Origin of the sequence: Halopseudomonas sp., assembly GCF_041579695.1 — a bacterium.
GTDB lineage: Bacteria > Pseudomonadota > Gammaproteobacteria > Pseudomonadales > Pseudomonadaceae > Halopseudomonas.
On the sequence record NZ_JBFGFI010000007.1, the window covers coordinates 30,796 to 51,005 of the forward strand.

Annotated in this window: 20 protein-coding genes; 15 read left to right on the forward strand and 5 right to left on the reverse strand. The window is 60.9% G+C overall.

Features of this window, described 5'->3' with window-relative positions; genetic code table 11:
* Nucleotide 1: 1 nt before the first annotated feature.
* From ABYA88_RS03145 to sthA, 3 genes are read left to right on the forward strand one after another with little or no spacing between them, the layout of a single operon-like run.
* Nucleotides 2-1,024, forward strand: a complete 1,023-nt coding sequence (locus ABYA88_RS03145) for an FAD:protein FMN transferase (RefSeq protein WP_373185428.1) — start codon at nt 2-4, stop codon at nt 1,022-1,024.
* A gap of 3 nt (nt 1,025-1,027) precedes the next feature.
* Nucleotides 1,028-1,276, forward strand: coding sequence for a (Na+)-NQR maturation NqrM (gene nqrM, locus ABYA88_RS03150; protein WP_373185429.1), 249 nt, complete (start codon nt 1,028-1,030; stop codon nt 1,274-1,276).
* A gap of 55 nt (nt 1,277-1,331) precedes the next feature.
* Nucleotides 1,332-2,729 (forward strand): Si-specific NAD(P)(+) transhydrogenase, encoded by a 1,398-nt coding sequence (gene sthA / locus ABYA88_RS03155; protein ID WP_373185430.1) that lies wholly within the window; start codon nt 1,332-1,334, stop codon nt 2,727-2,729.
* 54 nt (nt 2,730-2,783) lie between these two features.
* On the opposite strand, the gene ABYA88_RS03160 is transcribed toward sthA, so the two are convergent.
* Genes ABYA88_RS03160 through ABYA88_RS03170 form a run of 3 tightly spaced genes read right to left on the reverse strand, consistent with a single transcriptional unit; the run spans nt 2,784 to nt 4,428 of the window.
* Entirely contained in the window at nt 2,784-3,512 is a 729-nt protein-coding gene (locus tag ABYA88_RS03160; RefSeq protein ID WP_373185431.1) for a glycerophosphodiester phosphodiesterase, read from the reverse strand.
* On the reverse strand, nt 3,509-3,826 hold the full coding sequence (locus ABYA88_RS03165) for a phosphodiesterase (protein WP_373185432.1): 318 nt from the start codon (nt 3,824-3,826) through the stop codon (nt 3,509-3,511). Before ABYA88_RS03165 ends, ABYA88_RS03160 begins: the two co-directional genes overlap by 4 nt.
* Nucleotides 3,823-4,428, reverse strand: a complete 606-nt coding sequence (locus tag ABYA88_RS03170) for a PilZ domain-containing protein (RefSeq protein ID WP_373185433.1) — start codon at nt 4,426-4,428, stop codon at nt 3,823-3,825. Before ABYA88_RS03170 ends, ABYA88_RS03165 begins: the two co-directional genes overlap by 4 nt.
* Before the next feature lie 111 nt (nt 4,429-4,539).
* On the opposite strand from ABYA88_RS03170, the gene ABYA88_RS03175 reads away from it, so the two are divergent.
* Complete coding sequence (locus ABYA88_RS03175) at nt 4,540-5,784, forward strand: lipoprotein-releasing ABC transporter permease subunit (protein ID WP_373185434.1); 1,245 nt, start codon at nt 4,540-4,542, stop codon at nt 5,782-5,784.
* The gene (lolD, locus tag ABYA88_RS03180) at nt 5,777-6,463 is read left to right on the forward strand and encodes a lipoprotein-releasing ABC transporter ATP-binding protein LolD (RefSeq protein ID WP_373185435.1); all 687 of its coding nucleotides are present in this window, start codon (nt 5,777-5,779) and stop codon (nt 6,461-6,463) included. Before ABYA88_RS03175 ends, lolD begins: the two co-directional genes overlap by 8 nt.
* Before the next feature lie 22 nt (nt 6,464-6,485).
* Here the strand turns inward: lolD and ABYA88_RS03185 are convergent, their stop codons facing one another.
* Nucleotides 6,486-7,010: a DUF2062 domain-containing protein gene (locus ABYA88_RS03185; protein WP_373185436.1), complete on the reverse strand. Its 525-nt coding sequence runs from the start codon at nt 7,008-7,010 to the stop codon at nt 6,486-6,488.
* An 87-nt stretch (nt 7,011-7,097) separates the two neighbouring features.
* Between ABYA88_RS03185 and ABYA88_RS03190 the strand changes: the two genes are divergently transcribed.
* The 7 genes from ABYA88_RS03190 to murB all read left to right on the forward strand — a co-directional run bounded on the left by ABYA88_RS03190 (nt 7,098) and on the right by murB (nt 13,573).
* Nucleotides 7,098-9,371, forward strand: a complete 2,274-nt coding sequence (locus ABYA88_RS03190) for a DNA internalization-related competence protein ComEC/Rec2 (RefSeq protein WP_373185437.1) — start codon at nt 7,098-7,100, stop codon at nt 9,369-9,371.
* Nucleotides 9,372-9,436: 65 nt separating this feature from the next.
* Nucleotides 9,437-10,123, forward strand: coding sequence for a MotA/TolQ/ExbB proton channel family protein (locus ABYA88_RS03195; protein ID WP_373185438.1), 687 nt, complete (start codon nt 9,437-9,439; stop codon nt 10,121-10,123).
* A complete protein-coding gene (locus tag ABYA88_RS03200; protein ID WP_373185439.1) occupies nt 10,120-10,554 on the forward strand; it encodes an ExbD/TolR family protein in 435 nt (144 codons plus the stop codon). Before ABYA88_RS03195 ends, ABYA88_RS03200 begins: the two co-directional genes overlap by 4 nt.
* A gap of 23 nt (nt 10,555-10,577) precedes the next feature.
* Nucleotides 10,578-11,558 (forward strand): tetraacyldisaccharide 4'-kinase, encoded by a 981-nt coding sequence (gene lpxK / locus ABYA88_RS03205; RefSeq protein WP_373185466.1) that lies wholly within the window; start codon nt 10,578-10,580, stop codon nt 11,556-11,558.
* Between the two features lie 49 nt (nt 11,559-11,607).
* Complete coding sequence (locus tag ABYA88_RS03210; protein ID WP_373185440.1) at nt 11,608-11,793, forward strand: Trm112 family protein; 186 nt, start codon at nt 11,608-11,610, stop codon at nt 11,791-11,793.
* A gap of 2 nt (nt 11,794-11,795) precedes the next feature.
* Nucleotides 11,796-12,554, forward strand: coding sequence for a 3-deoxy-manno-octulosonate cytidylyltransferase (gene kdsB / locus ABYA88_RS03215; RefSeq protein ID WP_373185441.1), 759 nt, complete (start codon nt 11,796-11,798; stop codon nt 12,552-12,554).
* Nucleotides 12,551-13,573 (forward strand): UDP-N-acetylmuramate dehydrogenase, encoded by a 1,023-nt coding sequence (gene murB / locus ABYA88_RS03220; protein ID WP_373185442.1) that lies wholly within the window; start codon nt 12,551-12,553, stop codon nt 13,571-13,573. The genes kdsB and murB overlap by 4 nt, the downstream gene beginning before the upstream one ends.
* A 72-nt stretch (nt 13,574-13,645) precedes the next feature.
* Here the strand turns inward: murB and rne are convergent, their stop codons facing one another.
* Nucleotides 13,646-16,891 (reverse strand): ribonuclease E, encoded by a 3,246-nt coding sequence (rne, locus tag ABYA88_RS03225; protein WP_373185443.1) that lies wholly within the window; start codon nt 16,889-16,891, stop codon nt 13,646-13,648.
* Nucleotides 16,892-17,571: 680 nt separating this feature from the next.
* Here rne and rluC point away from each other — a divergent pair.
* The 3 genes from rluC to ABYA88_RS03240 are packed head-to-tail and all read left to right on the forward strand — an operon-like array spanning nt 17,572 to nt 20,204.
* Nucleotides 17,572-18,531 carry a 23S rRNA pseudouridine(955/2504/2580) synthase RluC gene (gene rluC / locus ABYA88_RS03230; RefSeq protein WP_373185444.1) on the forward strand — a complete coding sequence of 320 codons (960 nt, stop codon included), beginning with the start codon at nt 17,572-17,574 and terminating at the stop codon, nt 18,529-18,531.
* Nucleotides 18,524-19,219, forward strand: coding sequence for an HAD-IA family hydrolase (locus ABYA88_RS03235; RefSeq protein WP_373185445.1), 696 nt, complete (start codon nt 18,524-18,526; stop codon nt 19,217-19,219). The genes rluC and ABYA88_RS03235 overlap by 8 nt, the downstream gene beginning before the upstream one ends.
* Nucleotides 19,206-20,204 carry a S49 family peptidase gene (locus ABYA88_RS03240; protein ID WP_373185446.1) on the forward strand — a complete coding sequence of 333 codons (999 nt, stop codon included), beginning with the start codon at nt 19,206-19,208 and terminating at the stop codon, nt 20,202-20,204. Before ABYA88_RS03235 ends, ABYA88_RS03240 begins: the two co-directional genes overlap by 14 nt.
* Nucleotides 20,205-20,210: the final 6 nt, after the last annotated feature.

Below are 20,210 nucleotides of genomic sequence, written 5' to 3' on the forward strand. Positions count from 1 at the left end.
GGTGCTCTTTCGTCACCTTCAGCCCGCTATTGTTGTTGCCCTGGCAACAGCCATAGCGGGCTGTTTCAATTCCACGGCACCGGTTTCCGAAATCGCCGGCTCCACGATGGGCAGTACCTACTCGGTCAAATGGGTTCCCGTGGAAGGCGCACCTGCGCCGGACGCGCTGCAGGCCAGCCTGGAGCAGGAACTGGATCAGTTCGATGCCGAGGTGTCCACCTGGCGCGATGATTCGGCACTGTCGCGTTTCAACGCTCTGCCAGCAGGCTCCTGCGAGCCGATGCCGCAGTCGGTGCTGGATATGGTCGGTCTGGCGCAGACACTCAATACTGCCAGTGAGGGCGGCTTCGATGTGACCGTCGGGCCTCTACTTAAAGTCTGGGGATTTCATCGCGCTGACGGCGTGCAGGTGGTACCGGAGCCGGCGGCGATCGACGACGTGCTGGGAAATATCGGCCAGCAGCATCTGCGCATCGAGGGTGAACGGTTGTGCAAGGAGCGTGACCTGCACGTGGACCTGAGCGGTCTCGCAGCCGGCTACATGGTTGATCGGGTGGCGGAACACCTCATTGCGCTGGGTATCAGAAATTACATGGTCGAGATTACCGGCGAGATCAAGGCTGCCGGCTCGAAGCCGGGTGACAGTCCGTGGCGAATAGCAATTGAAGAACCGCGCGACGACGAGCGCATGGCCAGCCTGATCGTGGAGCTGAACGGTTATGCTGTGTCGACGTCGGGCGACTATCGCAATTATTTCGAGTATGAGGGTCAGCGCTATTCGCATACCGTCGATCCTCACAGCGGCTGGCCAGTAATGCATGATCTGGCGGCGGTAACGGTAATGGATCCGTCGACGCTTATGGCCGACGGACTGTCTACCCTGTTGCTCGTACTTGGTCCCGAAAGGGGCTGGGAGTATGCGCAAGATAACAATGTCGCAGCGCTATTCGTGCTGCGCGAAGGGGCCGAATTCGTTTCCCGGCCCACACCCCTGTTCGAGGCTCTGACAAAGAGCGAGGAGTAGAATATGGTCTGGCTTCTGGCATTCCTGTTGATGGCATTGATTGTGGTTGGTATGTCCGTAGGTGTCATGATGGGCCGCAAACCGATTGCCGGCTCCTGTGGCGGTATTGGCGCGACCGGCCTGGACAAGTCCTGTGGTATCTGTGGCGGCGACGTCACGAAGTGCGAAGAGGCGAGCGAAACCGCCGGGATAGAGCCGCGCAAGAAGCAGTCGGGTAGCGATCTGGGATATGACGCTACCAAGGTCGACTAGTGATGGCGCGCCGCGGATGAGAGCATCTTCTCGAGCACAACAAGGAAATGAGTGAATGGCTGTATACAACTATGACGTGGTAGTGCTGGGTTCCGGCCCGGCTGGCGAAGGTGCGGCAATGAACGCGGCAAAGCACGGTCGCAAGGTGGCGGTGGTAGAGGAGCGTAATCTGGTTGGTGGCAACTGCACCCATCTGGGCACCATCCCCTCCAAGGCGCTGCGCTATTCGGTCAAGCAGATCATTCACTTCAATACCAATCCGATGTTTCGCACCATCGGCGAGCCCCGCTGGTTTTCCTTTCCGGATGTGCTGAAAAGCGCCGAAAAGGTAATGGCCAAGCAGGTCACCTCGCGGACCAGCTATTACGCACGCAACCGCGTGGACGTGTTTTTTGGCAAGGGCAGTTTTGCTGACGAAAACACCATCGAGCTGGTTAACGCCTCCGGTGTGGTAGAGAAGCTGATTGCAAAGGAAGTCATCATTGCCACCGGCTCGCGGCCTTATCGTCCGGCTGACGTCAACTTCAACCATCCGCGGATATACGACAGCGATACCATCCTCAAGCTCAACCATACTCCGCGTACATTGATCATCTATGGCGCTGGCGTTATTGGTTGTGAGTATGCGTCCATTTTCTGTGGACTGGGCGTGAAAGTGGACCTGATCAATAACCGGGACCGCCTGCTCAGTTTCCTCGATGACGAGATCTCCGATGCGTTGAGCTACCACCTTCGCAACAACAGTGTATTGATCCGGCACAACGAGGAATACGACAAGATTGAAGGGTTGGACAGCCGCGGTGTCGTGCTGCATCTCAAGTCGGGCAAGAAGCTGAAAGCGGATGCGCTGCTCTGGTGCAACGGCCGCACCGGCAACACGGACGGTCTGGGCCTGGAGAATGTCGGCCTGAAGGCGAACAGCCGCGGGCAACTCAGTGTCGATGAAAATTACCGCACCGAGATCTCCAATATCTATGCCGTGGGCGATGTTATCGGCTGGCCGAGCCTGGCCAGCGCCGCATTCGATCAGGGGCGTTCGGCCGCCGGCAACATTGTCAGCAACGACGCATGGCGTTTTGTCGATGATGTGCCCACAGGTATCTACACGATTCCCGAGATCAGCTCGCTGGGCAAGACCGAGCGTGAACTGACCGATGCCCAGGTGCCGTACGAGATTGGCCAGGCCTTTTTCAAGAGCATGGCCCGCGCGCAGATCACCAGTGAACAGGTCGGCATGCTGAAGATCCTGTTTCACCGCGAAACGCTGGAGGTGCTCGGCATTCATTGTTTCGGCGACCAGGCATCGGAGATCGTGCACATCGGCCAGGCAGTCATGAATCAGGCGGGTGAAGCGAATACCATCAAGTACTTCGTCAACACCACCTTCAACTATCCGACCATGGCGGAAGCCTATCGGGTGGCGGCACTGGATGGTTTGAACCGGCTGTTCTAGGCTCTTGCGGTACAGCCGCTGAACGACCAGGCCCCGCGATGCGGGGCCTTTTGCTTACTGGCGCTGCTGCAGGGTATCGACTGCCAGGTGCGGCAGATCCGTGATCAAGCTGTCTACGCCCATGTCGGCCAGACGCAGCATCATCACGGGGTCATTTACCGTCCACACCGAGACATGCAGACCCATTGCCTGGGCCTTGCGAATGCGTGCTGGCTTGCACAGTTTCCAGTTCAATATCAGATAGCGACAGCCATAGCGCTCCGCGCTTTTCAGCGGGTTGATCAGGCCGTATTCCTCGACCAGTCCGGTGGGCAGGAAGTAGGTTTCATCGCGCGCCGTTTTCAGCAGCGTCCGGCTGCTGGATGTCAGCACTACCTTGTGCTGAAGCCCGAAGCGCTCGACCAATTCACTGACTGCCTCCAGCACGATACGCGACTGGGTCCTCGAGCCGCTCTTGACCTCGAGCTGATAGTGTTCGAACTCCGGGCAGGCCTGAAAAAGCTGTTCCAGGCTGGGAATGGGGCAGGCCTCGGACCAGGGCGGTGCGTTTCGTCGGGCATCGAGCTGCATCAACGCCGCCGCACTGTGCTGGCTCACCTTGCCGCCTAGCCCGGTGGTGCGCTTGAGTGTCGGGTCGTGAATCACCATGAGCTGCCGATCAGCGGACAGGTGAAGGTCCAGCTCTACACGCCTGACGCCGGCTGCCAGGGCCTGTCGGAAACTTGCCAGCGTATTCTCCGGTGCTTCACCGCGTGCGCCGCGGTGACCGTAAATCAGCGTCATGGCGCGGCTGTACCCTGCGGTTGGCGGTGACGGACGCTGTCGATGACCCGGTCATATTCGAAGTAGACACTGAACCCTGAATAGTCCCAACGGGTGATCGGCGGCTGTCCGACGGGTGCGTACCGCCTGACGGGCTCACCATGACGCTGGGCGACCGCGCCCTTGCGCAGCCCGCGCTGGGGCATCTCGGTGAAGTTATCCGAGGACTGGTGCCCGAGTTTGATAACCACAGTTTCGGCATGCACGGGCAAAACGGCGAGCGTCACGCCGAAAGCCAGCGTGGTAGCGAGTAGTGTCGAGGTGATGTGTTTCATGTCGGTGTCCTTTCCTTGAGGGTGGCCTGGGTCTTGGTGGCACGGATCTCCTGTGCCTGTTTCTGCAGTATGTGCCGTGCCAGCAGTTGGCGCTGGTTGTCGGCCAGGGCGTGGAAACTCACCGCTATGGTCCACAGCCCGGTTTCAGGATTCGTCTCGCAGCGGATTACCTGGGAGGGCAAAACCAGACCGAGGGGCGAGGGCAGCAAGACCATGCGCAGGGCCAGCCAGGATCCAATTTCCAATGGTTCTACATAGTCGAAGGAAATCCCACCCTCGCTCAGAGTCACCTCCTGCGGTTCGCCGATCTCGGCTACCAGCTGCAGAGCCAGGGCCTTGCTGACCAGATCCACGCGCTTGTTGATAATCTTCAGATAATGCGCGAGCGCCCGGTCCCGCTCGGCAATCTGACGCAGCAGATGCTGGGATTCGTAATCCAGGGTGTGCAGGTCGGTCAACAGACTGAATAGCGGAGATTGCTCTTCGAACGCGGCCTCTTCCGGGTCGGCGCTGCTGACCTTGCGCACATCGAGGGCGAGGCTGTCGCGGATTCGGAAAAAATCGCGCTTGTCGTCTGCTGTATCGTCGTCTCTGTCTGTCATGTGACCCGCCTGAGCCTTCGCGAAGCGCTGAACAAATGTGCGTTTTCAGTGTACCATGCCAACCCGAACTGCTATTCAAACGGGCACTGCCCAACAGGTCACCGGTACTCCATGTTCAGACCCTTGCCATTCTTTATCGGCCTGCGCTACACCCGCGCGAAACGCCGCAATCATTTCATCTCTTTCATATCACTGATCTCGATGCTGGGTCTGACCCTCGGCGTACTGGTGATGATCCTGGTGCTGTCGGTAATGAACGGTTTCGACCGGGAACTGCGCACCCGTATTCTCGGCATGGTGCCCCATGCCACGGTGAGCTCACAGCAGCCCATCGACAACTGGCCGGAGCTGGCCGACACCCTGCTTGAGCACCCCGACGTGCAGGCGGTAGCACCCTTTGTACAGCTGCAGGGGATGCTTACACATGATGGCAGTGTAGCTCCTGTTCTGGTCAACGGCATTCTTCCGGAAGAGGAACGCGAGGTATCCATCGTCGACCAGCACATGACCAGCGGTGCCCTGAGCGATCTGCAGGACGGCGAGTTCGGCATCATCGTCGGCGAACAGATCGCCAGTCGCTTCGGCGTTGGTATCGGTGACAAGCTGACGTTCGTGCTGCCCGAGGCATCGGTCACTCCGGCCGGTGTATTCCCCCGGCTCAAGCGGTTTCACGTGATGGGCACCTTCAAGGTGGGCGCCGAGCTGGACAGCTCGCTGGCGTTGATCCACGCCGGGGATGCAGCACGTCTTTCCCGCTGGCAACCCGGACAGGTCCAGGGTTTGCGGGTGAGGCTGGGTGATCTGTTTCAGGCACCCCGGGTTGCCTGGGAACTGGCCTCGCTGCTGCCGGGTGACTACTACGCCCAGGACTGGACTCGCACCCACGGCAACCTTTTTGCCGCAATCCGCATGGAAAAGACCATGATCGGCTTGCTGCTCCTGCTCATCGTTGCCGTGGCTGCATTCAATATCATTTCCACCCTGGTGATGGTGGTCACTGACAAGAAATCGGACATCGCTATTCTGCGCACGTTGGGCGCCTCTCCGGGCACCATCATGGGCATATTCATGGTGCAGGGCTCGGTTATCGGTGTGGTAGGTACCCTGGCCGGATGCGTGCTCGGGGTGCTGGCGGCACTCAACGTGTCGGCAATGGTGGCGGGACTGGAAAGCCTGTTCGGTGTCCAGTTCCTCAGTTCCGACGTGTATTTCATCAGCTATTTGCCATCCGAGCTGATCTGGAGCGATGTTGTACTGATCTGTACCGCGGCTCTGGGCATGAGCTTCCTGGCTACACTGTATCCGGCCTGGCGCGCCTCGCGCACCGAGCCGGCGGAGGCGTTGCGTTATGACTGAAGTAGTTCTGGAGTGCCGGCAACTGAGTATGGAATACGCGATCGGGCCGCAGCGGCTGCGCGTGCTCGATGGCATCAACATGCAACTGGTGGCGGGTGAGCGGGTAGCTATCGTGGGTAGCTCCGGGTCTGGCAAGACGACAATGCTGAACCTGCTTGGCGGGCTGGATACGCCGACCGAGGGGGAGGTCTGGCTGGCCGGAAAGCTGATGTCCTCCATGCGCGAATCCGAGCGCGGCAGGCTGCGCAACAGTGGGCTGGGATTTGTCTATCAGTTCCACCATCTGCTGGCCGAATTCAGCGCGCTGGAAAACGTCTGCATGCCGCTGCTGATCGGCAAAACACCCGTCCCGGAAGCGCGCCGGCGCGGGCAACAGATGCTCGAGCGTGTCGGGCTGGCCGAGCGCACCGGTCACAAGCCGGGCGAACTGTCAGGCGGCGAGCGCCAACGGGTGGCGATCGCCCGCGCGCTGATCAATCAGCCTGCCTGCGTCCTGCTGGATGAGCCCACCGGTAATCTGGATCAGCACACTGCGCGCAGTATCCAGCAACTGATGCTGGAGCTCAGCCAGAGCCTGAATACCGCGTTCATGGTGGTGACCCACGATCTGGCGCTGGCGTCGCAGATGGATCGCGTGCTGACGCTGACCGAGGGGCGGCTGGCAACGAGGGTGGAATAGCCGGGCAAGGCTGCGATTGAGCTCAGATCTGCCGACGGCGTCTCAGTTTGCGTCTTTGCCAGTTGCGGCCGACCCATATTCGCCAATACAACATGGTGGCGGCATAACCTGTCACGGCGAGAATAGCCCCAAGCAGAACTGAGCCGAGCAGCAACGGCTGCCAGATATGATGGATCTCGCTCATAAGCCAGGTCATCGACAGTTCCATTGGCATACTGCGCTCGGACGCCCCCAACAACATCGTGCCGACCTTGTATTCAGCGAAAAAGATCATCGGCATGGTGACCGGATTGGTCAGCCAGACCAGGCCTACGGATACCGGAAGGTTCGCGCGCGCCGGCATCGCGATACTGGCCGAGAGCAACATCTGCATGGGGATGGGCAACATCGAGACGAAGAGGCCGATAGCCATTGCCCGCGCAACGCTGTGGCGGTTGAGATGCCACAGGTTTGGATCGTGCAGCATGCTGCCCATAAAGCGAAGCGATTTGCTTTCCTTTATGCGTTCGGGACTGGGCATGTAGCGTTTCAGGAACCGACGCGGCATTTCGAATGATGGCCAGGGAAATGTCGCTCAATTATGCATGGAATGTCGGGCGCAGACTACTGCCCGACCGCAAAGGAAGGAGGTACAGTGGATGTATCGCACCGCCCCCGCCTGATCCTGTTTCTACCGGCATTTCTCCTCGGCCTGATCAGTCCCCTGATGCTCGAGCAGCTGCCGCCCCTGTGGCTGGTTGGCGGCCTTTTTCTGCTGGCGCTGTGGCTCTGGCCGTGGGGGCAGGGCGGCCGTTTTGTTGCAGTGGCGCTTTTTGGGCTGATCTGGGCCCTCGCGGGCCACTGGTTCACCTTGCATGAGCGGTTGCCGCACGAACTCGACCAGCAGACACTTTCGATCGAGGGACGGATTGCCGGCCTGCCTGAAGCCACTGCCACCGGCTGGCGCTTTCAGTTGAGCAATGCACGCGTCAGGGAGACCGGAGCGAGCCTGCCCTTCATGCGTGTTCACTGGTATGCCGGAGAGCCGGTGATGCAGGGTGAATTCTGGCAGTTTGAAGCGCGTTTGCGACGGCCCCGCGGTATGTCGAATCCTGGTACCTTCGATTACGAGGCCTGGCTTTACGCTCAGGGAATCGGTGCGCTGGCGAGTATTCGCAGCGGTAAGCGCCTGGATAGGCAGCAGGGTGGCGGGATTGATGGCATGCGCAGTCATGTACGCGATCGATTACTGCTTGCGCTGGGGAGCACGCCGGGAACGGAGCGGCTGCTGGCGCTGATTGTAGGTGATCGCAGTGTTCTGAGCCGGGAGGACTGGCTGGTGCTTCAGGCAACAGGTACCAGCCACCTGATGGTGATCTCGGGCCTGCATGTCGGCTTGCTCGCCGCTGCGGTGTTCGGTCTGATCACGCTGCTCGGACGCTTTGGGCTGCTGCGCCTGGCGTTCCCGCGCATATGGCTTGCGGCTCCGCTGGCCATTCTCGCGGCGGCTGTCTACGCGGCGCTTGCCGGCTTTGCCGTGCCCACGCAGCGCGCCTTGCTGATGGTGACTCTGGTTTTACTCGCACGATTGCTTTTCCGTCAGCCGGGCCCCTGGTTCTTCTGGTTGACTGCAATGTGCCTGGTGGTGATGTTCGATCCGGCTGCACCGCTGCTCGCCGGATTCTGGTTGTCTTTCATGGCCGTGGGCCTGCTGGTCTTCGGTATGGCCGGCAGGCTGCGCCAGAGCGGGCTCTGGTGGCGCTGGGGTAGGGCGCAATGGGTGATATTCATCGGTCTGTGGCCGTGGCTGTTGCTCTGGGGCATGCCGGGCAGTCTTATCGCGCCGGTGATCAATATCCTTGCGATACCCTGGGTAAGCCTGGTGGTGGTGCCCGCGGCGCTGCTGGGCACATTACTGGAGCTGACGATGGGCATTTCCTGGCTGCTATGGCTAGCTGCCGAGGCGCTGAATGCGCTCTTTGTTGCGCTGGAGTGGGCCGCCATGTGGCATATGCCCAGTTACCTGGCCTTTCCCGGCTGGATCAACTGGGGGCTGGGGATGGTGGGGATTCTCGGATTGTTGAGTCCGCTTGCCCGGATTGTATGGCTTCCGGCGTTGGCCTGCCTGCCTGTGCTACTGGCATCCCCGCAGCCGAGGCCGGCCGATGGCGAGCTCTGGGTTACTGTCCTGGACGTGGGGCAGGGTTTGTCGGTGCTGTTGCAGACGCGTCGGCATGCGCTTCTTTATGATGCCGGTGCGCGCCTGTCCAGTGGGTTCGATCTCGGCGAGGCGGTGGTGTATCCGGCGCTGGTTACCCTGGGTGTCGACCGCCTTGATGTGCTTTTGCTCAGTCATGCCGACAACGACCATGCAGGCGGTGCTGGGGCTATGGTCGAGCGTATGCCGGTCAGCCGGGTTATCGCCGGGCAGCAGGAAGACCAGGAGCCTGAACTGCAGGCGCAGGCGTGTCGGCCCGGTGAAAGCTGGAACTGGGAGGGCGTGAACTTTGAAATCATCTACAGCGCACCAGCGCCGGCGCCGGCGAATGAACGCTCCTGTGTGTTGCGGGTCAGCTCCGGCGAGAACGCTATATTGCTCACTGGCGATATCGGCATCCGCGGAGAGTACCAGATGCTTGGCCGCAACCTGTCGGCGGAGCTGTTGCTGGCGCCGCACCATGGCAGCCGGACGTCGTCATCCTATGCCTTCATTCGCGCGGTTGAACCGAGCTGGGTGGTATTCAGCTCCGGACACCACAACAGGTTCAACCACCCGCATCCAAATGTTGTGGCGCGCTACCGCGAATTGGCCGTCGAACCTGTTTATACTAGCCGCGCCGGGGCGCTTCGATTTGTCCTCGACGGGCGCGACAGCGTTCGCTGGGACTGGGGCTGGCGCGACAGCGCCAGACGCTTCTGGCATGAATAACAACAGCGCGCAGGAAGCAGTTGGCCCTGTGCTAGAGTATGCGGACATTTGGGGAGGAATCGCTTGTGTGGGAACTGATCAGTGCGGGCGGCTGGCTTATGCTGCCGATTATCTTGTCTTCGATTATAGCTGCCGCCATTGTGATAGAACGACTCTGGGCTCTGCGCAGTGCCCGTGTGGCACCGCCGGCGCTGCTGGGTCAGGTCTGGCAATGGGTGCGCGAAGGTAAGCTCGACGCCGAACGTCTGAGGACGCTGCGCGGTGACTCTCCGCTGGGCGAGATCATGGCCGCCGGTCTGACCAACTCAAGGCATGGTCGGGAGATCATGAAGGAAAGCATTCAGGAGGCCGCCGGCAAGGTTATCCATGAGCTCGAACGCTACCTCAATACCCTCGGGACAGTCGCTGCGATCACGCCTCTGCTGGGTTTGCTGGGCACCGTTATCGGGATGATCGACGTGTTCAGCGCGATCATGATTCAGGGCACCGGCAACACCGGTGTATTGGCTGGCGGTATTTCCAAGGCGCTGATTACCACTGCGGCGGGCCTCACCGTCGCCATTCCGGCGTTGTTCTTCCATCGCTTCTTTGTACGCCGCGTGGATGAGCTGGTGGTTGCCATGGAGCAGGAGGCCACCAAGCTGGTCGAGGTCCTGCAAGGCAACCGGGAAGTCGAGATGCCCGGTGCCGCGCCCGTGAGCAAGGAGCCGGTATCCCGCGTTGGCAGCACACGCAAGGGAGCCAGGACGTGAATTTCAGGCGCCAGAGACAGGAAGAGGCCAGTGTCAACCTCACGCCCCTGATCGATGTAGTGTTTCTGCTGCTGATCTTCTTCATGGTTTCAACGACCTTTACCCGCGAAACCCAGCTCAAGCTGGATTTGCCTGAAGCCGCGTCCGGAGAGCAGGTGGAAAACCGGGAGCAGCAACAGATCGAACTGACCATCTCGGCCAGCGGCGATATCGCGATCAACGACAGGGCGCTTGCGTCACCGGGTGTCGATATGCTGAAAACGGCGCTCGAGCGCGAGTCTGCCGGTGACCGTTCCTTGCCGCTGATTATCACGGCCGATGCGCAAACGCCGCATCAGTCGGTGATCATGGCGATGGACGCGGCGGGCCAGCTGGGCTTTACCCGGCTGCGCCTGACCACCACGCAGACGGAGGCGGGCGAGGAGCAGTGAAGGGATTTTCCTTCGAGCAGTTCATGCTCCGTGCCTGGTATGACCGGCAACCCTGGCTGGTCGTGCTGAGGCCGTTATCGGCGCTCTACAGCCGCGCGGTCGTCCGGCGTCGCCAGCAATACCGGGACAATCCCGAACGTGTCTGGCAGTCGCCGGTGCCGCTGATTGTGGTGGGCAACATCACCCTGGGCGGCACCGGCAAGACCCCGATGTGTATCTGGCTGCTTGACCATCTCCAGAGCCTCGGTCTGCGTCCCGGCCTGATCAGCCGCGGCTACGGTGCGGCGCCGCAGGCTACACCCTGGCTGCTGGACCCGGCGCACGACGAGGCGGCGGCGGTGGGGGACGAGCCTCTGCTGATCGCCAGGCGCTGTGGGGTACCGGTAGTTATCGATTCTGATCGCCCACGGGCGGCGCAGCATCTTCTGGCGCATGCACAGGTCGATGTCATCGTCAGCGATGATGGCCTGCAGCACTACCGGATGGGGCGTGATCTGGAAATCCTTATGGTGGACACTGCGCGGGGGCTGGGCAATCAACGCTGTCTGCCCGAGGGTCCGCTGCGTGAGCCGGCAGAGAGGGTGCAATCTGTCGACTTTGTGGTGCGCAACGGCGCGGCTGCCGACTCCGGATCGGATTATGCCATGGCGCTGGAGCCGGCTGCGCTGGTCAACCTGTGCAGTGGTGAGCGTATCGCGCCGCAGGAGTGGCGCGGCGACAGGCGAGTGACGGCCGTGGCCGGCATCGGCAACCCGGAGCGTTTTTTTATTACCCTGGAACGGCTATCCTTCGAGCCTGTGCGGCATGCGTTCAGCGACCACGCGCGCTATTCTGTCGACAGCTTCGCCGGTTTCGACCCGGACCAGCCATTGATCATGACCGAAAAAGACGCGATCAAGTGTTCGGCATTTGCCCGGCCAAACTGGTGGTATCTGAGTATCGAGGCATCCCTGAGCGATGCCTTTGCTGCGGCTCTGCAGCAACGGCTCGACGCCTTGCGCTAGCGCGGGGCCGAGTCTTCACGTACTGCTTTTCCCTTTCAGGAGTTTTTCGATGGACCCCAAGCTGCTTGATATTCTGGCCTGCCCGCTATGCAAGGGCCCGCTGGTACAGAACGCCGACAAGACCGAGCTGTGGTGCCGCGCCGATGGCCTGGCTTATCCGGTCCGTGATGGTATTCCGGTGATGCTGGAGAGCGAAGCCCGCGCCCTGGACGCCGACGAGCGGCTGGATACCTGATCATGTTCCATGTGATCATTCCGGCCCGCTATGCATCGACCCGTCTGCCCGGCAAGCCATTGCTCGATATCGCCGGCAAGCCGATGATCAGGCACGTATGGGAGCAGGCGCTGAAGAGCCAGGCTTTGAGCGTGACCGTCGCCACCGATGACCAACGTATTGCTGATGCCTGTGCTGCGTTTGGCGCGGACGTGGTCATGACCCGCACCGATCATCCCTCGGGAACCGACCGGTTGCAGGAGGTGGTTACCAGCATGGGGCTCGACCCCGGTGACTGCGTGGTGAATGTGCAGGGCGACGAGCCGATGATTCCGCCCAGCCTGATCGATCAGGTGGCTGCCAACCTGCTTTCGCATCCACAGGCCAGCATTGCCACGCTGGCCGAGCCGCTGACGGACATCGAGGCCATCTTTAATCCGAATGTGGTCAAGCTGGTGACCGATCACCAGGGGTTCGCACTGTATTTCAGTCGGGCGCCCATTCCCTGGTGCCGGGATTCCTTTGCCACGCAGCCCCGCGAAGTCCCGGAGGGCATGTCCTTTCGCCGTCATATCGGGCTGTATGCCTACAAGGTCGGCTTCCTGCATGACTACGTACGCTGGGCGCCAAGCCCGCTGGAGACTGCAGAGTCCCTCGAGCAGCTACGCGCGCTATGGTTTGGTTGCAGGATTCAGGTGGCCGATGCGTGCGAAGCGCCGGCTGCAGGCATCGACACCATTGATGACCTGGAGCGTGTGCGGGCCATGCTGGCTCAGCGTTGATGCTGGCCGTGCGTGAGCAGGCTGACCTGCGAACCTACAATTCGCTGGGCATCACCGAAAAGGCCGAGCGCCTGGCGGAAGTGGGCAGCGACAAGGAATTGCGCCTGGCGCTGGATATGGCCCGGCGTAACGGCTGGCCGGTCACTGTGCTCGGTGGCGGAAGCAATGTGGTGATTGCCGGCCCCTTGCGCGGTCTGGTTGTGGCCATGCGCAGCCGTGGCCGTAAGGTGTTGCAGCGCAGCGCGGGCAGCGTGCTGATAGAGGCCGAGGCCGGCGAGAGCTGGCATGATCTGGTTAACTGGACGCTGGATCTGGAACTCTTTGGCCTGGAGAACCTCTCGCTGATCCCGGGCACCCTGGGCGCCGCACCGGTACAGAATATCGGTGCCTACGGTGTCGAGTTGCAGGACGTCTTTCACAGTCTGGATGCGCTGGACCGCGATAGCGGTGAGATTCGCCAGTTTGACCGGAAGGCCTGTGACTTCGCCTATCGCGAGTCGGTGTTCAAGCGACTGCCGGGGCGTTACGTGATTCTTCGCGTGCGTTTGCAGTTGCGGCGTCAGGGCAGCATTCGCGTCGACTATGCACCGCTGGATCGCGCCTGGGAGGCGACCGGTCTGCAGCGGCCGGACCCGCGTGTGGTGGCCGCTCTGGTATGCCAGATCCGCCGCTCCAAGTTGCCTGATCCGGCGCAGCTGGGGAATGCCGGGAGCTTCTTCAAGAATCCATTGGTCACTGCACACCAGCTGGATGCGTTGAAGACGCTGTATCCCGGCATACCGCATTATTTGCAGCCCGACGGACGCTACAAGGTCGCTGCGGGCTGGCTGATCGAGCAGTCTGGCTGGAAGGGTGTGCGCGAAGGTAATGTGGGTGTGCATGCACTGCAGGCCCTGGTACTGGTGAATCATGGTGGCGCACGGGGTGACGACATACTCTCCCTGGCCGCGCGTATAAAAGAGGATGTCCAGCACCGCTTTGGCCTGCTGCTGGAAATGGAGCCGCAGCGGTTGGGGTAGGACGGATTCAGCAGTACGCGCACAAAAAAAAGGGGATGCATAAGCATCCCCTTTTTCGTTTGCCTGGCCTGATCAGGGCTTGGGCTTTTCTTCCTGCTGCTGACGCAGATCATGGGTTTCGGGATGGTCTTCATCGCCCGTCGCGTCCGCGGAAGCGGGCGACTCGACCGTATCAATCGGCAGATCAGCCTGTTCCGGGCTGGCAAGGCGCGCCTGTTCGGCTTGCTCTGGCTCAGTCGTTGCCGCGTCCTCGGCGGGAGCCGTCTGCTCGGCAGCCACAGACTTTTGCGCTACCGGGTCGACCACGGCTTCCGGTTGATCGGGCAGGGTTGAGACATCCTGAACCGGCGTTGCCGCTTCGGATTCCTCGCGTGCAGCCTGCTGTTCGGCCAGTTGCTTGGCTTCCTGCTGGCGGCGACGAATTTCCCGCGGGTCGTTGTAGGCACGGCCGCTGTCGGTCGGTGGCATTATCGGCTCGGCAGGCTTTACCGGCTCTGGCTGGGCTTCGACCTTGGCTGCGACGGTTTCTTCCAGTGCGGGTGTCGGTGGTACCACCGGTTCCGCGTGAATCACCACTTCCGGCTCCTGCTCGGCTGGGTCAGTTGCTGCAGCGCTGATTGTGACTGCCGGATCGCTGGTCTGCTGGGCGGCCGAATCAGTCGCTTCCGCGGTCGGTTCGGTCGGTGCAGAACGGGTCTCGGAAACGTCCGCGGCGCGTGCCTTGGTGGTTTCCTGCTCGGCTTCAACTTCAGTTTCCTCAGGCGCCTTGGGCTGCGACTCGGTGAATGCCTGGACGGCATCCTCAATGGATGTTTCCAGCTCGGTCGCGGCCTGCTTCAGGCCAGCCTCGACCGGCTCGGTTACATCGCTCAGGCTGCCGCGAGCTTCCTCTTGCTGCTCGTTGATCGGCTCCTCGGCCTTGGCAACCGAAGCTGCGGCTGTAGCCGCAACAGCTACCGCGGTATCAGCTACCGGCTGGTTCTGCTCGACGGCCGCCGGCTCGTTTTCTGTAGTCTGCTCACCTTCGGTGTTCGCGCTTGTCTCTTCCTGGTTTACCCGGGTGCGACGGTTGTTGCGACGGCGCTGACTATTGCGCGAACGACGCTTGGGACGCTCTCCCTCGGAGGCTTCATCGGTGGTATCGGTGGTGTCGAGCTCGGTCTGCTCGCCAGTCACGGTATGGTCTTCAACCGGCTTTTCTTCGGTGCGACGCGGACGACGCTCTGCGGGGGCTTCTGCGCGGCTCTGGTCCTGATCCGGCTTCTGCTCCTGGGCTGCCTGCTTGGCTTCAGTAGGCGTTTCCGGCGTGCCACGACGACGGCGACGAGTGGGGGTCTCCCCGGTTTTGCTTTCAGCTGCGACCGGAGTTTCACGCTTCTCTGCCTGAGCCGGCGCTTCAGCTCGTGCAGCGGGAGCCTTGCGCTCAGGACGTTCGCCACGCTCTGGCCGCTCACTACGCTCTGGCTTTTCGCCACGCTCGGTGCGCGGACGACGTCCGCGGCCTCCACGGCGCTCTTCGCCACGCTTGCTGTCACGGGCCGCGGGCTTGCTCGCAGTTTTTTCTGCTGGCTTGGCAGGCTCTTCGCGCGCCTGTTCTTCCTCGGAGGCGAAGAGGCTTACCAGTGATTTGATCAGGCCCTTGAACAGACCGGGCTGGGCGTCATGAATTGCCTTGGTGGCCGCTACTGGCGCGGGTGCTGCTGCCGGTGTCGGTGCCGGGCGCGAGGGAGCCAGGGTCTTCACCGCTGCTTCCTGACGTACGATCGCCTTGGTCTGGCTGACAGGGGTGGGTTCTTCGGCAACGATGTCGCTGCTCATGGTGTAGCTGGTCTCGCCATTGAGCACGGCTTCGTGGTCGTCACGTAGACGCTGGACGTCGAAGTGCGGCGTTTCCATGTGCTCGCTGGGGAGAATAAGCAGGCGTACCTTGGTGCGCTCCTCGGTCTTGGCCAGCGCTTCGCGCTTCTCGTTGAGCAGGAAGGTAGCCACGGCGATCGGCACGTGTGCACGCACCTCGGCGGTACGTTCCTTCAGTGCTTCTTCTTCGATCAGACGCAGTACCGACAGCGACAGGGACTCGACGTCGCGGATGGTGCCACGGCCATTACAGCGCGGGCAGACGATGCCGCTGGTCTCGCCCAGGGACGGACGCAGGCGCTGGCGGGACATCTCGAGCAGGCCGAAACGGGAGATACGACCGACCTGAACACGGGCACGGTCGGCTTCCAGGCTTTCCTTGACGCGTTCTTCAACGGCGCGCTGGTTCTTCGCCGGGGACATGTCGATGAAGTCGATCACGATCAGGCCGCCGATGTCGCGCAGGCGCAGCTGGCGGGCGATTTCTTCGGCCGCTTCCAGGTTGGTCTGCAGTGCGGTTTCCTCGATGTCGGCACCCTTGGTGGCGCGCGAGGAGTTGATGTCGATGGAGACCAACGCTTCGGTGTGGTCGATCACGATCGAGCCGCCGGACGGCAGTTTCACTTCACGTTCGAACGCGGTTTCAATCTGGCTTTCGATCTGGAAGCGGTTGAACAACGGTACGGTGTCTTCGTACAGCTTGACCTTGCTGGCGTACTGCGGCATGACCTGGCTGATGAAGTTCAGCGCTTCTTCCTTGACGGTTTCGCTGTCGATCAGCACTTCGCCGATGTCCTGGCGCAGGTAGTCACGGATGGCGCGGATGATGACGTTGCTTTCCTGATAGATCAGGAATGGGGAGGGACGCTCATCGGAGGCACCCTTGATCGCGCCCCAGAGTTGCAGCAGGTAGTCGAGGTCCCATTGCAGTTCTTCGGCGCTGCGGCCCAGGCCGGCGGTGCGCACGATCATGCCCATGTCGGCGGGTACGTTGAGGCTGTTGATGGCTTCGCGCAGGTCGTTGCGCTCTTCACCCTCGATGCGTCGGGAAATGCCACCGGCGCGGGGGTTGTTGGGCATCAGTACCAGATAGCGGCCGGCAAGACTGATAAAGGTGGTCAGGGCGGCGCCCTTGTTGCCGCGCTCTTCCTTGTCGACCTGGACGATGACTTCCTGGCCTTCGCGCAGGACTTCCTTGATGTTGACGCGGCCTTCAGGCTGCTTGGAGAAGTATTCGCGGGATATTTCCTTCAGCGGCAGGAAGCCGTGACGGTCGGAGCCGAAATCGACGAACGCAGCTTCAAGGCTGGGTTCGACGCGGGTGATCTTGCCTTTGTAGATGTTGGCTTTCTTCTGCTCACGGGCTCCGGATTCAATATCCAGATCGTACAGGCGCTGGCCATCTACCAGTGCTACGCGCAACTCTTCGGGTTGAGTTGCGTTGATCAGCATTCTTTTCATGAAGTACCGTTGTGTTTCCAGTGCTGCCCGGATCACACAATGACGGCACCTGCGACTCGTATGACAGGTGTCAGGGGTGTTTCTGCTTGGGCCAACCTTGCCCTTGTTCAGATTTCATGTCGCTGCCATGGGGCAGGGCAATACTGTCTGTTACGGCGAGTACAGATAAACCGTTTCTGGAAGTCTTTGAAAAAGCCTGCGTGACCATGCCACGACAGCGCCGGATGCCTACCCATGCACGTGTAGTGCATGCCTGGGATGGCGTTTCAGGTCGCCGGTGACCATGTCAGAGCGGGGGCCTGTTCAAAAACTGCCTTCGGGAGGAATCAGCCGGACTGGGAACGGGGACATATTGCTGGGCAACTGTCAGCGCTCGTCACATGATCCTGAAGCTGTGCATCTCCACCTGACACTTACCCATCTTGATCGGGTGCCGCTCATCGCTTTGTCGGGAGCGGGTTTATATTCTGGCTGCCACCTGGCAACCAGCGTGTCGATCAATGGGACTTGCCGGCCTACTGTTTGATAAACGCCTGGCAAAGTCCCATATGTCGTTGTTTCTGGGGGCTGCGCGATGATGATGCGCCTGCTGTTTCCCCGGCTGCCTGTTACGCAGCTTCAGCGAATATAACAGCATTTTTTAAGTGCTTCAATTGCAAGAAAAAATGTATCATGCGCGGATGACTGAAAGTACAACTCCCGCCGCTCCCCCTGTCCAGTTTGACCTGATTGCCGAAGACCTGGCAGGGCAACGTATCGACAATTATCTGATCACCCGCCTGAAGGGTGCACCGCGCACGCTGGTCTACCGAATCCTGCGCAAGGGTGAGGTGCGCGTAAATAAAGGAAGGGTCAAGCCGGATTATCGTCTGCAGGCTGGCGACAGTGTGCGTATCCCGCCGGTGCGCCTGCCCGAGCCCAACGAACCGGTCCTGGTCGGCCAGGGCATTCTGCAGGCGCTGGAGCAGAACATCCTCTATGAAGACAAGGGCCTGATCGTGATCAACAAGCCGGCGGGCCTGGCTGTGCACGGGGGTAGCGGTCTCAACTTCGGTGTTATCGAGGCAATGCGTCAGTTGCGGCCCGATGTTCCACAGATGGAGTTGGTGCACCGCCTCGACCGGGATACTTCGGGCTGCCTGATGATTGCCAAGAAGCGCAGCATGTTGCGTCACCTGCACGCCGCCCTGCGCGGCGACGGCGTGCGCAAGTGTTATCTGGCGCTGGTTCGCGGCCACTGGCCGGCGACGACGCGCAAGGTGCACGCGCCCTTGCAGAAAAACAATTTGCGTTCCGGCGAACGCATGGTCGAGGTAAACGCTGAAGGCAAGGAATCGTTGACCGAATTCAGTGTGGTGCAACGTTTTGGCGACTTCGCTACCCTGGTGGAGGCCCGTCCTATCACCGGCCGTACCCATCAGATCCGTGTACACGCCCGGCATGCTGGCCATGTGATTGCCGGCGATCCCAAGTATGGCAGTGACGAGTTCTCCCAGCAGATAAAAGAGCTGGGCGGCAAGCGGCTGTTTCTGCATGCAGCCTCGTTGCACGTTGAGCTGCCCGACGGCACGCAGCTGGATGTGAAGGCCGAGCCGGGCCGGATGTGGGACGATACCCTGCGCAGGCTTGCCAATGCCTGAGCTCAAGACCCTGATATTTGATTGGGACGGCACTCTCTGCGACTCCATCAGTCGAATTGTGGAGGCGATGACCAATGCCGCGCAACGGACCGGTCTTGCAGTGCCTTCCGATCAGGCTGTGCGCGACATTATCGGGCTGGGTCTGCCGGAGGCCATTGCTACGCTGTTTCCCGGCATGGACGAGCCCTGGTTGGCGGAAAAGTTGCGGCAGGAATACAGCGATTATTATGTGGCGCTCGAGCAGCAGCCGGCCAGTCTGTTTCCCGGGGTGATGGAGGCGCTGGAAAACTTTCGCGCCGCGGGCTTCAAGCTGGCAGTGGCAACCGGCAAAAGCCGCCGGGGTCTCGACCGGGTATTGGCGTCGCATGATCTGACCGGTTTTTTCGATATGACCCGCTGCGCGGATGAAACCCTGAGCAAACCGCATCCGCGGATGCTTGAGGAGATCCTCAATCGTCTGGAAACCCCCGCCAGTTGTGCGTTGATGCTGGGCGATAGCGAATTTGATATACGCATGGCGCACAGTGCCCGGGTGCGTGCGGTCGCAGCGAGCTACGGCGCCCAGTCCAGAGCGCATCTGTTGCAAAGCCGCCCGGAGCATTGTATTGATGCGTTCACTGAATTTCAGGGCTGGATCTTGCCCGCCTCACAGGCTGCACAGCAGAGGATAGATAATGTCACAGGATAGATGGACCGAAGGCCCCATGCTTGATCGCGAGCAGGCACAAAGCGGCGCTGACAATGGCAAGGCGTGGGCGATGATCGAGCGGACAATGCAGGCGTCGATTCAGGAGCAGCGTCGGGCGCGGCGCTGGGGCATATTCTTCAAGATCCTGGTATTCATTTACCTGTTGGGTGCGGTCGTGTTGTTTACGCCGCTGATGTCGGGCGAAGGGACCGCTTCGCTGAAACCGCATACGGCGGTCATCGAATTGCGTGGACCCATTGCCGACCAGCAAGAAGCCAGTGCCGACAACTTGATAACCAGTCTGCGCGAGGCTTTTGAGGATGGAAATACTCGGGGCGTGGTGCTGCGTATAAACAGCCCCGGAGGAAGCCCTGTTCAATCGGGCTATGTCTATGACGAGATAGTCCGGCTGCGCGGTCTCCATCCCGATACCAAGGTATACGCTGTGATTACCGATATCGGCGCTTCGGGTGCCTATTACATCGCTGCGGCCGCCGACGAGATCTACGCCGACAAGGCAAGTCTGGTGGGGTCTATCGGCGTGACCGCTGCGGGCTTCGGTTTTGTCGAAACCCTCAACAAGCTCGGCGTCAAACGCCGCGTATATGCCTCGGGCGAGCACAAGACCTTCCTTGATCCCTTCCAGCCGGAAAAGCCGGAAGAGACCGAGTTCTGGCAAGGGGTGCTGGGTACCGTGCATCAACAGTTCATTGATCAGGTCAAGGCTGGCCGGGGTGAGCGGCTCAAGGAGCATCCGGATATGTTCAGCGGCCTTATCTGGTCGGGTGAGCAGGCGCTGGACCTGGGGTTGATTGATGGCTTCGCCAGTACCTCAAAGGTTGCCAGGGATGTCGTCGGCGTCGAGGAGTTGGTTGATTTCACTCACCGCGAGTCGGCCTTCGAGCGTTTCGCCCGCCAGATCGGTGCGAGCATGGGGAATACTCTGGCCACTCACCTGGGTTTGAGCGCGCCGCTGCTGCGCTAGAGGTGG

Excerpts from the sequence above, each read along its gene's own strand:
- ABYA88_RS03160 (WP_373185431.1), bottom strand. The coding sequence starts at position 3,512 with ATGACGCTGATTTACGGTCACCGCGGCGCACGCGGTGAAGCACCGGAG.
- ABYA88_RS03240 (WP_373185446.1), top strand. The coding sequence starts at position 19,206 with ATGTCACAGGATAGATGGACCGAAGGCCCCATGCTTGATCGCGAGCAG.
- lpxK (WP_373185466.1), top strand. The coding sequence starts at position 10,578 with ATGCTCCGTGCCTGGTATGACCGGCAACCCTGGCTGGTCGTGCTGAGG.
- sthA (WP_373185430.1), top strand. The coding sequence starts at position 1,332 with ATGGCTGTATACAACTATGACGTGGTAGTGCTGGGTTCCGGCCCGGCT.
- rne (WP_373185443.1), bottom strand. The coding sequence starts at position 16,891 with ATGAAAAGAATGCTGATCAACGCAACTCAACCCGAAGAGTTGCGCGTA.
- ABYA88_RS03210 (WP_373185440.1), top strand. The coding sequence starts at position 11,608 with ATGGACCCCAAGCTGCTTGATATTCTGGCCTGCCCGCTATGCAAGGGC.
- ABYA88_RS03185 (WP_373185436.1), bottom strand. The coding sequence starts at position 7,010 with ATGCCGCGTCGGTTCCTGAAACGCTACATGCCCAGTCCCGAACGCATA.
- kdsB (WP_373185441.1), top strand. The coding sequence starts at position 11,796 with ATGTTCCATGTGATCATTCCGGCCCGCTATGCATCGACCCGTCTGCCC.
- rluC (WP_373185444.1), top strand. The coding sequence starts at position 17,572 with ATGACTGAAAGTACAACTCCCGCCGCTCCCCCTGTCCAGTTTGACCTG.
- lolD (WP_373185435.1), top strand. The coding sequence starts at position 5,777 with ATGACTGAAGTAGTTCTGGAGTGCCGGCAACTGAGTATGGAATACGCG.
- ABYA88_RS03175 (WP_373185434.1), top strand. The coding sequence starts at position 4,540 with ATGTTCAGACCCTTGCCATTCTTTATCGGCCTGCGCTACACCCGCGCG.
- nqrM (WP_373185429.1), top strand. The coding sequence starts at position 1,028 with ATGGTCTGGCTTCTGGCATTCCTGTTGATGGCATTGATTGTGGTTGGT.
- ABYA88_RS03165 (WP_373185432.1), bottom strand. The coding sequence starts at position 3,826 with ATGAAACACATCACCTCGACACTACTCGCTACCACGCTGGCTTTCGGC.
- ABYA88_RS03235 (WP_373185445.1), top strand. The coding sequence starts at position 18,524 with ATGCCTGAGCTCAAGACCCTGATATTTGATTGGGACGGCACTCTCTGC.
- ABYA88_RS03170 (WP_373185433.1), bottom strand. The coding sequence starts at position 4,428 with ATGACAGACAGAGACGACGATACAGCAGACGACAAGCGCGATTTTTTC.